At 33.7% G+C, this 14232-nt stretch carries 11 protein-coding genes; all 11 read right to left on the bottom strand.

Annotated elements, in window-relative coordinates; translation table 11 throughout:
• Positions 1 to 5: 5 nt before the first annotated feature.
• Positions 6 to 383: a glycine cleavage system protein GcvH gene (gcvH, locus tag NBX25_RS05450; protein ID WP_002981112.1), complete on the bottom strand. Its 378-nt coding sequence runs from the start codon at positions 381 to 383 to the stop codon at positions 6 to 8.
• A gap of 17 nt (positions 384 to 400) precedes the next feature.
• Positions 401 to 1174 (bottom strand): metallophosphoesterase family protein, encoded by a 774-nt coding sequence (locus tag NBX25_RS05445; protein ID WP_002981113.1) that lies wholly within the window; start codon positions 1172 to 1174, stop codon positions 401 to 403.
• A 26-nt stretch (positions 1175 to 1200) separates the two neighbouring features.
• Positions 1201 to 1692, bottom strand: a complete 492-nt coding sequence (locus NBX25_RS05440; protein ID WP_002981114.1) for a GNAT family N-acetyltransferase — start codon at positions 1690 to 1692, stop codon at positions 1201 to 1203.
• 10 nt (positions 1693 to 1702) lie between these two features.
• Positions 1703 to 2176 (bottom strand): DUF6428 family protein, encoded by a 474-nt coding sequence (locus NBX25_RS05435; protein WP_002981115.1) that lies wholly within the window; start codon positions 2174 to 2176, stop codon positions 1703 to 1705.
• A 56-nt stretch (positions 2177 to 2232) separates the two neighbouring features.
• Entirely contained in the window at positions 2233 to 2559 is a 327-nt protein-coding gene (locus NBX25_RS05430; RefSeq protein ID WP_002981116.1) for an ArsR/SmtB family transcription factor, read from the bottom strand.
• Between the two features lie 143 nt (positions 2560 to 2702).
• Positions 2703 to 7811 (bottom strand): helicase-like domain-containing protein, encoded by a 5109-nt coding sequence (locus NBX25_RS05425; RefSeq protein ID WP_002981117.1) that lies wholly within the window; start codon positions 7809 to 7811, stop codon positions 2703 to 2705.
• A 2-nt stretch (positions 7812 to 7813) separates the two neighbouring features.
• Entirely contained in the window at positions 7814 to 8494 is a 681-nt protein-coding gene (locus NBX25_RS05420; protein WP_002981118.1) for a hypothetical protein, read from the bottom strand.
• 75 nt (positions 8495 to 8569) lie between these two features.
• A complete protein-coding gene (locus NBX25_RS05415; protein WP_002981119.1) occupies positions 8570 to 10594 on the bottom strand; it encodes a hypothetical protein in 2025 nt (674 codons plus the stop codon).
• 21 nt (positions 10595 to 10615) lie between these two features.
• A complete protein-coding gene (locus tag NBX25_RS05410; protein WP_250253008.1) occupies positions 10616 to 11314 on the bottom strand; it encodes a hypothetical protein in 699 nt (232 codons plus the stop codon).
• Between the two features lie 13 nt (positions 11315 to 11327).
• Positions 11328 to 12185, bottom strand: coding sequence for a M23 family metallopeptidase (locus NBX25_RS05405; protein WP_002981121.1), 858 nt, complete (start codon positions 12183 to 12185; stop codon positions 11328 to 11330).
• A gap of 16 nt (positions 12186 to 12201) precedes the next feature.
• Positions 12202 to 14190, bottom strand: coding sequence for a type IV secretory system conjugative DNA transfer family protein (locus tag NBX25_RS05400; RefSeq protein ID WP_002981122.1), 1989 nt, complete (start codon positions 14188 to 14190; stop codon positions 12202 to 12204).
• Positions 14191 to 14232: the final 42 nt, after the last annotated feature.

The following is a 14232-nucleotide window of genomic DNA, read 5'->3' as shown; positions in this document are numbered from 1 at the left end:
TGTGTCTAATTTGTAAGTTCTCTATATTGGTTTGATGTCAATAATTTTTCTAATTCTGTAATATCTTTGATTTCAATTTTTATCAGCCAACCGTTTCCAAAAGATTCTGAATTGATTAGTGTTGGCTCTTCTAATAAGAGTTGGTTCGTTTCAATGATTTTACCCGATACTGGCATAAATAAATCACTGACCGTTTTAACCGCTTCAACAGAACCGAATACTTCGTCCTGCTGAAAACTATATCCAATGTTTGGTAAATTTGCATATACGATTTCGCCCAATTCACTTTGTGCAAATTCTGTGATACCTATTGTACCTGTGTTGTCCTGTATGCTTATCCACGTATGTTCTTTTGAATATTTTAAATCATTTGGAAATTCCATTTTTTAGATTTTTTAGATTAATAGCCACGTCTTAGATTCTCTGCGTACTCGTTTGGAAGAGGGCTGTCTTCCACAGCCTTTGCAGCTTTTTCAAAGTCATAGTCGAAACGGATAAATTCTACACTGATGCTTTCTTTGTTCAAAACAGAACTGTTTTCATTAATTGTCAACATCGCATAACCACCTCTTATATCGTTGTCTTTTGGCTTACCAACGGAACCGATATTCACTGCGTGGCGGAAATGATTTTCACCATCAACACCCGAATTTAAAACTCTGTGATAGGGCTTGTGCGTATGTCCGAAACACATAATGTCGGCATCGGCTTGTTCCATAATACGAAGCATACTTTTTTCCTCACGGTCTTCGAAGAGATATTCGTTTATTTTTCTCGGACTCCCGTGTACCAAAAGCAGGTTTAGTTTATCTTCGTTCAATTTGAATTCTACTTTTATATGTGCTGGAAGTGTGCGCAGGTAAGCCCTCTCATCATCTCTCATCAATGAATTGGTAAAAGATATAGAAATGTTTCCGTTGTCCTTCTCAGCCTCCGTTTTGTAGGCGCAACCACATTCATTGCTCATTCTCCCAATGCCAAAATCGTAGTTGCCTGCAATAGTTGGTATTTTTCTTTTACGAATTTCATTGACCACTTCGTTTGGCCAGATATTGTAACCTACTAAATCTCCCAAGCAATAAATGCTGTCGGGATTTCTTTTTTCAACATCTGCAAAGAATGCTTCTAATGCTGGGAGATTAGCGTGAATGTCGCTGAATAATGCAATTTTCATTTTTATTGATTTTATAATTTTAATTTTTAATCGATTCCGACAATCTTACTTCTGTACTCCATTAATATATTGTCTTTCCAAACCCCATTCTTCTTTCCAATTTTTTCTCTGTAGCCAACTATTCTAAAACCACATTTCTCGTGCAATTTTATACTACCTCTGTTTTCTGCAAATATCCCAGATTGTAATGTCCATATTTCATTTAACTCACTCTGCTTAATCAATTCATTCAACAACATTTCACCAATCCCTTTTCCTCTTGCAATTGTTGCAACATAAATACTTACTTCTGCTAAACCCGAATAAACACATCTGTTGGAGACAGGAGATAATGCAGTCCAACCAAGCATTTCGTTATTTTCATATATACTAATCCTGCAAAAATCAAGGTGTCCTTTATCCCAATCTTGCCATAGGGGCAAATCATTTTGAAAAGTAGCGATATTAGTCGCTAATCCCTGACTATAGATTTCTACCAGTTCTGAAAAATTGTCTTTGGTAATCGGCTTTATTTTCATAGAAATTGAATTAGCAACATCCAGAATTTGGCGGACAAGAATTGTTTTGATTTACACCAAGTTCAATTAGATTATTTTTTTCTTTTTCTGATGGGATTCCACAAGCGTCTTGTGCTAAACAAGCAGTAGTCTTACTTTTTAGAATAAATGTTTTCCCATTAAATTCTAAATCGTATTTTCCAATAGTATCACTTTGATACTCAACTTCAATATCAAAATCCTCGATTCCCAATTTATCCTCAGAGAGTTTGATAATGTTGAGTAACTTGTTAGGCTTTAAACGATGTTCAAAATCGTCTGCATTCCAAAGTTGAAAATTCACAACCTTCTCTGAACGAATGACACTGCCACAATCAATGAAGTTTTTATTAATCATTCCTACTTCTGTAACGTGAAAATGTTCCGGAACAAAAGTTCCATTTTCTAATTGAAATTCAACATTTTCTAATGTTGGCAAAATTTGTTTTACTTCTGATAATTTCATAATTGAATCTTTATAGCTTAAATGCAATATTGCGATATATTAAGGTAAAAAAATACTTAACAGCATTTTGATTTGGTCACAGTTTGTACTATAGCTGAAAAATAAGTGTTTAGAATTTCTATTGTCTTTTCGTCTATACAATAGCAGATAGCGTTTCCAGAAATGTTACCTTTTATAATTCCTGCGTTTTTCAATTCTTTTAAATGCTGAGAAACTGTTGGTTGGGCTAAAGGCAATTCGTTCACGATATCTCCACAGATGCACTCATTGACTTTCATCAAATACTCGATAATTGCTATTCGCGCAGGATGTCCTAATGCTTTTGCAATTGTTGCAATTTGGTTTTGTTTGTCCGTAAAATGCTCAGTCTTAGTTGCCCCCATATTTCATTATTTTATATTGCAATATTACGATGTACTTTTGAAATACAAAATAAAAATCATTTAATTTTTTATTGATTTTAAGTTGAGCCTAATTTTATAGATAATTAATATGTTATGATAATCATAGAATTTTAAAGGTTTCTTTACCTCTTTCTGTTTATGACAGAAACCTTTTCAACATTATTATTGGAGCTTACTGCTAAGAAACTATTATACAAAATACGATTATCAATGGTTCTTTCTCTTACATAGTCTCTATGCTTATTAATTTTCATTTGTTCCTCTTTTTCAATTTTGTATTGAATTACCAATTTACTTCTAATTTCAGGAAGATTTTCAAGTTTCTTATCAAACTCTACAATTTTATCTTCTGTACTTTTGGATTGAACTTCTATTTCTGCAACATTAACTCCTTTTTCAGCTAATAATTCTACTGTTTTTTGAACTTCAGCTTTAGCCAAGTCAATCGTTTTCTGATAAGATGGAAGTTGATTTTTCCAGTAATCAGTATTTCCATCAACATTTTTAGAATAACCTAAGATTCTGTTATATGACTCTTCAGCTTTGGTGACCATCTCCTTTACTTTTAGGAAGTCATTGTGTTTTCTGAGTACAAATGCAATGTCTGCAAGATGTTTATTTTTTTCAATTTCAATTTTCTTCTTTAAGAGTTCTATTTCAATATTTGCTCTCGTTTCCGGATCAGTAATAATAGAGGTCTTGAGTTCTTGGGTACTTATGTCAGAAATATCTAATACATTCGCTCCTTTCTTCATCGCTTCTAAATATCTTGCTTGTTTAGACTGTAACTTTTGTAGCATAAACACATCGATACTATCATTAGTGAGCATAAAATTGATTCTCACGTTTTCAAACTTGTTGCCCTGTCTCCAAGCACGACCTTCAACTTGTCTCAAGGTTGTAAAATTATAGGGAAGAGAAAGCATATACAGATCGGTCGTATTTTCCTGAAGGTTCATTCCTTCCTGAATGGCTTCACTGCCAATGATGATTTTAATTTTTCCGGAATTAAAATCATCCTGAATTTTCAATCTGTTTGGTTTGCTCGTTGCTCCTGTAATGACACCCACTTCTTCTGGTTTATAACCAACTTCTATTACAAGATACTCCTTAATTTTAGGGAACTCTGAAACTGCTAACTCAGAATAAATGATCTGGCCTGCATCGGGAATATCATTTCTATTCTGCCGTATCAGATTCATTGTATCAATAAGCTTTGGAGAATTTTCAATAAATTCTTTTACTGAAGGTAATTCTCCATCATAATATGGTGACAGATATGGTGAAATTGCAATAAGCCTCGCATTTAGTATGTGAGTTAAAATTGCTCCCTTTTGAGTTTCTTCAAAATTTTCTTTCAGTAAATCATACTGTTCTTGAGTTAAATCATTCTGCTCAATTTTATACTCTTTATTGATTTTCGTAGGACGAATCAGTTCAGGGTTATCATCTTCTCCTTTTATATCAATAAACTCAGACAAAAGCTGTTGAAACAAAGAATTATTTTTAAACCTCCGAACATTGGCCTTGAACTTTACATCTCCTATAGCATCAATTTCCATATCAGTATCCGCCTCCATAAAGGTTTCAAAGAAGTTGTTGACATTAAAGTAGCCAGATTCTTCCAACCTCTTATTGGCAATCAATGAAAGAATTGAATAATACTCCAGAGGCTTATTGGTAAAAGGCGTAGCTGAAAGTAACGTAACATTTCTGCCATTGTATTTATCCTGTATATATTGCGAAGCCATCCAAGTATTGATCCCAAGTTTGGAAGTCTGTTGATTTTGGCTTCTAAAATCGGATGCAAATCTTCGATCCTCAATTCTTACTTTTCCCACAATATGATTGGCGTTGTGAACTTCATCAAAAGTTAGATGATCAAAACCAAAATCTTCCCAGTCGTGGATTTTTCCACGTTTCATTTTGCCCTCCAGCTCCCTCTCTTTTTCTAATTCTATCTGAAAATCTCGCTCGCTGATGGAGTTCACACTTCTTAGTTCACTCTCTGAGATGTACGAAAACTTTGCGGCTAAATCTTGAGTAATATTTTCTGAAAAACCAATATTGTTAAAACCTTCATAAGTAACGATTGTGATTTCTCCATCTCTGTTATCAAATTTGGAAAGATCATAATCCTTTCCAAGATTGCCCAGCACATTTAGTTTTGCCTTCGGAACAGTTTCAAAAATTGTTTCTATCCATTGTTTTAAAATACTGTCGTTGGGTACAACAATCAAAGGTCTTTTAGCGTTTCCACGCTCCATCGCTTCGTGCATTGACAATATTCCAGAAAGTGTTTTTCCAAAACCAACTTCGTGAGCAAGCAACCCAACTCCCTTTGTTGTTAATCTTCCGATTCCCGCTTTTTGAACTTCAGTCAATCTAAGTTCTTTTCCTTTAAAATTCTGATAGATTTTCGAAAACAATGGGAATTTGGAATAATCCGGAACGTAAATGCTATTGAAGTTTCTATTAAATTCTTTTACAAAACGTTCTCTCAATTCATCAGATAATTCTTCACGAATGAATTTTTGAAACAGATCATTAGCTGCAGCTTTACGCCTTTCACGAACCAAAGCATTTCGTTCCTTGTCACTTCCAGTAACTGTTTCATTATCTACGAAACTTTTGACCTCCCAAGCTGAAGAACCTGCAAACGCATCACTTGATAAATCTCCTACAAAATCTTTAAACTTTTCTGCAAGATTGTAATCTACAATTACAGTTTCGACCAGTTTTGAATTTGGGTTATATTTCTCTTTTTCTACTTGACCAAGTGCAAACTTGTGTACAAATTCGTGATTGGGACTAATGGATATGTCATCCAAAGATTTAGGAATTGGTACAACACTAAGAAGCAGATTCATTTGCTTATCATACTGATCTTCTGTTCCGCCAACAGCATACTTATCAGCAAAATCTTTTTCTAACTGCTCCAGCTTTGCATAAATATTTCCTTCTGCATAATAAAAATCGTGCATCCACTTTCCATCAATAAAATTGGCAAATTGATAGTGTTTACCATAATTATTCAAAGTCCCGTCATAATTGGTATCACGAAAAGCATCAATTTGTTCTTTGGAAATTGAACTGCTATTTTGAAGAGAAGTATTTAGAACTTCATCAGATTTGAAAAACAGATATTTTAAAACCCCTTTTTTGATTTCCGGTTTTGTCTGAGTTCTATATTCTGAGTCTTTCCTTTTTTGAGTTTGAATTATTTTTTCGGATTTATCAAAAACCTCCTTTAGCTCTTTGGAATTAAAAGATTGAGCATCTTTTTCTATCTGTTCTTTGAGCTTGGAATATTTCTCAATTTCTTTGACAATAGCCGGAGATTTAAATTTGATTTCCTTTAAGGATGAAAGAACTTCAGTGATTTTGTCTGTAACATCATTCAGTGCTACTCCGCTTTCGGTTTCATTATCTATTTCCGTTTTATCATTGACTGTATTTTTGTTTTCCGGTTCAGTATTCTCTGGAATAAAATCTTCAAACAGATTTCCAATTCTTTCTGTCTCATTTTTGTTTTGAAGCCGGTGCAGAATATGTAAAGCATTATCCAAATTGCCGTGGACATATTGCTCCATTCTCCCAAAACGATTGCTTTTTTTCCGAATTTCTCCTAAGATATTTTCTGGGTTCTTTTCAAAATAATCAGATATATCCTCAGTGATTTTTACCGATGATTTTTTAAGGATAATAATGTCAGTTTCGATCTGAGTTCCGGCAAAAGCCCCTGAAGGTAATCTGTAGGCTTTCATAATCTCTACATTTTCTAATTTCTTCTGCCTGTTCAGCCAACCTGAAGGAAGTACCATTGCCAAAACACCATTTAATTTCAAAGAATCTAAAGAACGTTTGAAAAAATAATCTTCGTACTTACTAATTTTGGGTTCTTCCCCTAATCCTTTGTATAGACCTCGATGTTCTCCATAAGGCGGATTCCCAATAACCAAGTCATACTTTTCATTATAGTCATTTGCGTCAGTTTTTTGACCTTTTTCATTAATAAATTCAGTTTCAAACGAGCGCAGATTGATGTCAGCTTCAGGATGGAAAATTTTGGCAATTTTAGCTGTAGTATCATTGATTTCAAAAGCTGTAACATTTATTTTTACAGAGAGATCTTTTATAGCATAAAGAAAACTTCCGGTTCCTACGCTTGGCTCTAGAGCTGAAATCTCTTTTTGATTTTTGAATTGGTCTTTTATAAGATTGCGAATTGCCTCCACAATCTTTGAATCCGTGTAATATTCATCAAGGATTCCACGCCCTTCCTTCGCAGTACCACCACTTTTGTATTGATTGCAAATATTTTTTACATCGTCAGAAATCTCAACATTTGGATGTAAAGTAATTTTTCTATCCTCGGAAACAAAACAAGCTGCAGAAACTACTTCTGCAACTTGTTCATTGGTCAGTTTTTGACCTTTATATTTTGAAATAAGAGAATTTAATTCCTCAATATTTTTGGAATCATCTACTCTTCTTTCGATTCTATCGGATACAATTCTCCCGGATAGGATTCCGTCCAAGGAATGTTTTCTGTCTTCATTTTCTTCAACATTTTCAGGTTGTGCTCTGTCAATGGATTCTCTTCCTGTGTTTCCAAGATCGTTCCGTTCTGACTTTTCAAGTCCATTTCCAGCATCGTTGCTGCCCAAAGTTTGTCCTCCTGAGTAATCTCCGTTTTGTTCGGATTGGCTTCTTTGGAGAGACTCTCCAGAATTTCGTTCAGAAAATTTGGATCCCAAGTGCTGAGTGTCGGAAATTCTTGTTGGTCTAATGATAACTTCTGCATCCTCTGATTTTTTTGGTTCAACTAAATTAATATTTTTATTCTGAAGATTTAATTTGTTTTGTAGATATTCATTCAGATTCTTATTTGCGGTTTGGGATACCTCATACATACTTCGGATATCTTTAATATTCTTATTCTTCAGCTTCAATTCCATTAAAATTTTAAGCGTTGCAGCATCCCCTATTCTGCTTGCTTCCAAACATAAAAATATTTTCCCATCAAAATCTTTAAATCGGTTGAGAAATTTATTAGTATTACTCGCAGAATTAAGTGTAACAAGAGTTCTGTTATTGTTTTGATTATTCAACTTCAATAATTCGAGAAATGAGAGCGTATCAGTTTCCTTTTCAAATACAACAAGCTCATTCTTGCTTCCATTGATAACAGAAATATCATCTTTAAAATTTGAAGAATCCAATGACATACTCAATTGTTTTTTCTGCTTGTTACGAAGTTGTTGAACTCAAATAATTCTTTTGCCTGATCATCCCATTTTTTTCTGGGTAGCAGCTGAAGGGTTACGAAAATGTCGCTCTTCTTATTATAAGAATCAATGCGCTCCAGTCTACCATGGTAGTCTTTTTCGGCGTGTCTGTAAAAGGAATATGGTAAAATAGTATCTGTAGGATAAATGTAAAAACGCGTATAATTCCAAGGAGAGTTGATTTCAAAGCGTTTAAATTTTTTTTTGAATAATACTGTATCAGACAAATTTCTTCTGTTTCTGTAGTTGAGAATCCAATCCTTGGAAAATATAGCACCTACTTTTTTGTCCCAAACCGATAATGGTCTTTGTTTTTGAGAAACTGCTGAAAATATGATATTATTCTCTGATGGATCTACCTGGAAGTACAATGAATCTTTAATGTAGTAAGTTTGTTTATTAATTTCCGGAAACGAAGTATCGGGAACCAATTCTATCAAATGATTTTGAGAATAGTTTATTTTAGATAGATGAAAGCTTTCCATTTGGTCCAAACCTTTCGAAGCATCAAAATAGACATTGGAAATAAGATCAATCCCTCCACTTTCAGAAACGATTTCCTTGTGACAAGAACTTACTGTAAATAGAATTGCATTAAGTAGAAATATTAATTTTAGTTTCATTTCAATTGAGTTTATAAAAAAGCGGCAAATCATATTGACTTACCGCTTCCGATGGTATTATGGTAAGTAAAATTTTTATCTTTTGATGCTTTGTTCCCTAACATTGGCTTTATCGTTCTTGTTATCTTGCTCCAGGCCTTCTAAAGGTTTGTTAGTATTAAGCCTGTTCATTTCATTGTCATAAAGTTTAAGATTTCGATTTTGAGGATCCAGAACTGCTTTTCCTTCTATGACCTGATCATTCTCTTTGAATTTTACTTTTAATACATTCCCTTTTTCTAGAGATTTTATTGCGCTTTCTTTCCATTCAGGTCTGTCAAATACGAGATTAGATTTGTCAACAATCTTAGCCGTATTGACACCATAGTTTTTGTAGAAATTTTGGAAGTAATAATTTCCCTTCTCGGTCTTCGGTTCGTTGAAGTTAAATTGAACAAAAGCAGGTTCGACTTGTTGACTCTTTGGATTGAGAAACTCAATTTTCACGCTACGTCCCTCCAAAAGATTGACCGCTTCTTTTGCTGTAAAACTATTATCCCGGCTAACAGGAAAATTATGAGAGATCTCCTCACTGTTGTCATTAGTCAATTTTGCATTGTAGGAATTAAGAAAAACACCTCCGCTTTCACTTTTATTGAATTTTAATATAAAATCAACCTTATTTGCGGGTAAGGTTTTATCTGAGCTAGTCTTAATTTCAAACTCTTGCTTTTTTGAGTTGATACCTTTTTCTAAATCTTTGTGAAGTTTTTCCTCTTCTCCAAAACCGAGATATTTCATTTGGTCTTTAAGATATTTTACTTGGTCAAAGTCTTGTTGTTTTTCCATAATATTTGGGTTTTGATTGTTAAAATTTATATCATTGACTGTTAATATTCTGAATATTGATAAGTTATCTTCATCGAGATAAGTTTTTAAAATTTCTCCATTTTGTAATAATTTATAGGATTCGCCATTCCCTTGTCTTTCCAATAAGCCAAAAGCCAAGGCGTATTTATCATTCTTTGATAAGTGATGTCCGTCAAGTACATCCGGAATTTTCTCTAATTGTTTATTTGTTAATGTGTAATCTCCCTCCGTCGTTCCAAATTCTACTTTTTCTGAAAAACTCTTTCTTTGCTTATCTGTTAAGTGCAGATTTTCTAGGATAAATTCATTTTCTTTATTAATAAGTACGTAATTGAGCAGATTATTTTTTTCATCTTCAGAAAGCTTAGGGGTAAGATTATTTTGAGGTGCTTTTCCCTTCAGGTCATTTTCCACATAGGTTTTGAATTCGTTCAAACTTTTCGGTCGATCATAAAGATCTTTCATATCAGTCCAACCATTGCCAAATGAGGATGACTTATATTCTTGGGTTTGTATATCATAACTATAATAAATATTACCAGTTGGACTTTTCAGAGAACCGCTCCCATCATCGTACTCGCGCCAAATCCATCCTTCAGGAAGACCAGATGCAGGAACCAAACTTTCATCAAAGTCATCTTTTGAAAACAGGTCATCAAATTCGAAACTGTCTTCTTCCCAATCAAGTTGACTACTATTTTCCCAGCTCTTGTGAAGTTCCTCAGTGAGTGGATTAATTTCTATTCCCAATTTTCCTGCTTCAATCTCATAATTCCGGTAATGGTGGGCCTGTTGTTCATCAATTTGTGTATTGGTCATCCCCAAACTTAAATCTGTTCTTTTCTCCAATTCTTTTGCCCAAGAATCTGAAAGAAATTTTTGCTTTGAAGCTTCATCGCTAATAGTTACTTCTTTAAAGGAAGTATTATCTTGTACTATTAAAAATCTGTCATCGATTCTCTGTTTATCAAGGAATCTTACAGCTTCACTAAAGCTTTTAAAGTTTGTTTTAATCAATGCTTTACTATCTGAATTAAAAATGGAATTCACAGTAAAAGCAGATCCCTGAATCATTTGACTTTCTCTGGATTTATAGATTTGCATAAATCTTTTTTCCTGATTGGAAAACCTTCTTTCTCCATCTCTAAAAAAATTTTCGGGAGCTGTATTTTTTATTTCTTTTTCAAAATCTTTATAAGTTTTGGTTTTTGGAGTAATCACTCTGTCGAACCAGGATAATTTATTCTCCACAATTTTTAATTATTTGAGATTTTATCTTCTGAATCCTCTTCTTTTCTCCTGTTCCTCAGATTGTTCTTCCTGCTCCTTCCTGTTTCTGTTAGCATCTTCATACATATCTCTATCATTCACATTCAGTTGAATATCTGAATCACCTCCTTTTGAAAGTTGTTTTTCAGTTTCAGTAATGTGACTTACAGCGTCAATCTCTCTCGAAACAATGTTTACATCGTTTGTGATTTCCTTTGCTATTTCAGGATATTGGTCGACTTTATCTTGTAGAAAGCCTTTAAGTTTTAGCAATTCGTTTTTATAACGATTAAGTTCCTGCGCATCCTTTTTATCAGCAATGATAGCAGTAAGCTCTGTCGCATTTTTGATGAAATCAAACTCTACAACTTTTCCTGTTTCACTATCGAATACAAAAGCCTTCTTTTCAAGTGAAGGAAATTCATTTGAAAGCTCTTTAATGTCCGTATATTGAACTTTCTCTTTACTATTTTCAAGAAGTTTAGTTAGGCTTTTATCTCGTTCAAGAAAGATGACCTTCAGTTTTGTATTATTTTCTGTGAGCTGAAAAGTGGCTCTATTCTTATCATTGTCGGCAACGATGGTATATCCTTGAAGAAATTTCTGAATATCATCTTCGCTTAGCTTTTTGGAAAATGTAAAATCGTCATTGATAATTCCAAAGTTTTTAAGTTCGTCCGTTGGTAAATTGTGATTTTGCATAATGTTTAGAAGTTTAATGTTGGTTGTATGAGTTTGCTCGTGATTCATAGTAGTTGGCAATTAAATTATTGGCATTAATAAGATCATTTAGAAATCGGATGGGGTTAATGTATTTTCCATTTTCTGTCACTGAAAAATGAAGATGCGCGCCGGTAGAATTTCCGGTATTCCCACTTTTTGCAATGATGAATCCGGCTTTTACAAATTCTCCAGCTTTGTAATACATTTCTGAAAGGTGGAGATATGAGGTTATAAATGAATTAGAATGCCTGATTTTAATATAATTCCCTCCTCCACCTAAATCCCAACCCGATGCAATTACAACTCCATCTAAAACAGCATATACATTTTCATAGTTGGCTTTAAAATCTGCACCGTTGTGTAATTTATTAGCTCCAAAAATAGGATGAACCCGCCATCCGAAAGGAGAAGTAACCATCATCCTATTGTTAAGTGGCATACTTATTTTTGAGATAGATTCCTCTTCATTAACGAAATCAAACTTTTTAATACGCTTTTCTGTATTTGAATTTTCCAGATTTGTTGATTGCTTTTTATAGTTTTGTAAGAGTGAGTCATTATCGATTTTTGAGTCTGCCTTACTTTCCTCAATTCTTGATACATTGTAACGAAGCATTAATGTCTTCAGAGAATCAATCTCCTTTTTCAGATTTTTTTTAGTTGGAGCATTGAAAAGTCTGTTAATAATGCTTTTTTGCTCCTTTTCTATTTTGAAGGTAGATTGCTTCTGAAAACTTTGTTGTTCTTTAAGAATCTCGTTGGATGTAACCTTTTTAGGAGTCAGTGTATTGAACTGTGTAAAAACCAACGAATAGCAACCTAAAAACAGCACTGTTATTATATTTTTCATTTTTAATCCCACTGTATTAATCTTTAATATTTTCGTTTACGATGAGTTCCACCTCTCTATTTATTTTTCTAAAATTGGTCATCAGAACTTCTTCTTTACGATTATTGCCCTTTTTATCGACGAATGAATAGTAATTAGGCATAGCTACATAGTTTTGTTCTTCCTCCTTGATAGCTTTCATATCAAGATTGATTTTTCCTCTTATTGCAGAAGTTTTATATTCCTCACTACTGTTCTCTTCTCCTTGCGCAATCATTCCAACCATTTCACCGGTTTTGAGTGCAGCAATTTTTCCTGCAGGAATCATAAAGTCCATTTTTTCATTGATGCTGGTCGATGTTCCTTGCTGCGAAATAGATTGGGAGTAAGACTTTTGTTTAATTTTTCCGAACAATTTTTCAAGCCAATCCAAGGTATTTTTATTTCTTACAGAACCGGAAAGAACATTTCCGACAATCGCTGAAATAGTATCCGCGACTTCCTTTTTATAAAACTGTCGAAGCTGTGGAATTTCCTGAAGCCCTAATAAAACAGCTATCTTGTTACTTCTTGCTGTTGCTATTATATTGTCAATTTTATGAATGTATATTGTTGGGAATTCATCGCCAATAATTCCACCAGGTAAATTATGTTTAGAATTGATTTGGCGTAAGGTCCTATTAAGAATTGAAGAGTATAAGGCTGAATTAATGTCCTGTGTGCTCGGATCAGAAGCTAAAATCAGAATTGAAGGATTTTGCTTATCTGTTATTTTAAGCTCAACTTCATCTCCTGAGAATACCCAAAAACTCTCTTTAGTTGCCAATCGGGAAAGAAAGATTTTCAAAGTTCCAATTTGTCCTTCCAACTGATCAAAAGCCTTGTTGTCATAGGCTGTTTTGAATGGTGAAAGCAAGGAAAGAATCTCTTCATTGGTAAAAAGTGTATCAAAGATCTCTTTATAACTGCGGTTCATAAAAGATAGAATATGCGGCAGATCTGAATATTTCCCATTTTCCAACGTAGCAAAAAAGTAGACACAAGATGAAAGAAAGTTAATTGCCGATTGAGTAAAAAAAGCTTCGGAACCTCCTCCTGAGCTGGATCCTCCTTTTTGCAATGAAGAAACCATAGATTCAGCCATTTCCTGAGCTTCAGCCAATGTTTGAATGTACTTTTTATGGAACGGATTTACTCTTCTTGATTTTTCTACTTCATTAAGATTGATAATATGAAAACTGTAATTGTAATCTGATTCTCTACTTTTTTTCAATAAGTAATGATAATAAGCAATTTGCGCCAGGTCAGGAAACTTAAAATCGTAAATGCAAAGACAAAATCCTTTAGCAATCATTTGTCTAATAGATGGATTAATAACCCCAAATGATTTTCCAGAGCCAGGTACTCCGATTACAATTGTTCCTCTAAAAGGGTCGATATTAATATAGCCTTCATAGGTTTTGTTATTATATCTAAAAATATAAGGGATATTGATAGAAGTATCCGTGTTTACAAGTTCTTTGTTTTGATCAAAAGATTCTTCTTCAACATTCCATCGGTCTTTTCCCATTTTCTGCTGCATCAATTTAGAAATACTGTCTGCTCCCATCTGAAGAATAACTGCTCCTAAAAAAGAAAGAACTGCATAGATGATTTGATAAAAATTAAGCCCCGGAAAGATATGCGGAAGCTCTCTATTTCCAGCTTCATCCTGCCAGATCAAGGATGAGAAAATCATCAATAACCCTAACACTATTGGAATTCCAATCTTTGTGTATATATTAAGGTCTCTCTTCTTCTTAGCTTTTGTTCCAACAGCAACCAATCCAATCAAAACCACCGTGGCAAATTTTGCATTGATGGGAGGATAAATGAAACTCATTTTAGAGAAGTTCTTCAATAAATTGGAAACTACAGGAACATCAGCATTCAGATAAAACAGCGAAGCACAATCCAATGCAACTACAGCATAGACCACCTTTTGCAGGAATCCATAGATTTTAATTTGATGTTGTTGTTCTTGCATAGCAGTTTATTATAGTTTCATATTAATTAATGGTAAGCGGAA

The organism is Chryseobacterium sp. Marseille-Q3244, from assembly GCF_940807095.1.
Classification (GTDB): Bacteria; Bacteroidota; Bacteroidia; order Flavobacteriales; family Weeksellaceae; genus Chryseobacterium.
Note: the sequence above shows the minus strand (reverse complement) of the source record. Positions and strands in the feature narration are given on the sequence as shown.

Bases quoted from the DNA above. Each gene is read 5' to 3' on its own strand.
- NBX25_RS05410 (WP_250253008.1), bottom strand. From the start codon at position 11,314: ATGCAAAATCACAATTTACCAACGGACGAACTTAAAAACTTTGGAATT.
- NBX25_RS05425 (WP_002981117.1), bottom strand. From the start codon at position 7,811: ATGTCATTGGATTCTTCAAATTTTAAAGATGATATTTCTGTTATCAAT.
- NBX25_RS05435 (WP_002981115.1), bottom strand. From the start codon at position 2,176: ATGAAATTATCAGAAGTAAAACAAATTTTGCCAACATTAGAAAATGTT.
- NBX25_RS05420 (WP_002981118.1), bottom strand. From the start codon at position 8,494: ATGAAACTAAAATTAATATTTCTACTTAATGCAATTCTATTTACAGTA.
- NBX25_RS05430 (WP_002981116.1), bottom strand. From the start codon at position 2,559: ATGGGGGCAACTAAGACTGAGCATTTTACGGACAAACAAAACCAAATT.
- NBX25_RS05400 (WP_002981122.1), bottom strand. From the start codon at position 14,190: ATGCAAGAACAACAACATCAAATTAAAATCTATGGATTCCTGCAAAAG.
- NBX25_RS05405 (WP_002981121.1), bottom strand. From the start codon at position 12,185: ATGAAAAATATAATAACAGTGCTGTTTTTAGGTTGCTATTCGTTGGTT.
- NBX25_RS05440 (WP_002981114.1), bottom strand. From the start codon at position 1,692: ATGAAAATAAAGCCGATTACCAAAGACAATTTTTCAGAACTGGTAGAA.
- NBX25_RS05445 (WP_002981113.1), bottom strand. From the start codon at position 1,174: ATGAAAATTGCATTATTCAGCGACATTCACGCTAATCTCCCAGCATTA.
- gcvH (WP_002981112.1), bottom strand. From the start codon at position 383: ATGGAATTTCCAAATGATTTAAAATATTCAAAAGAACATACGTGGATA.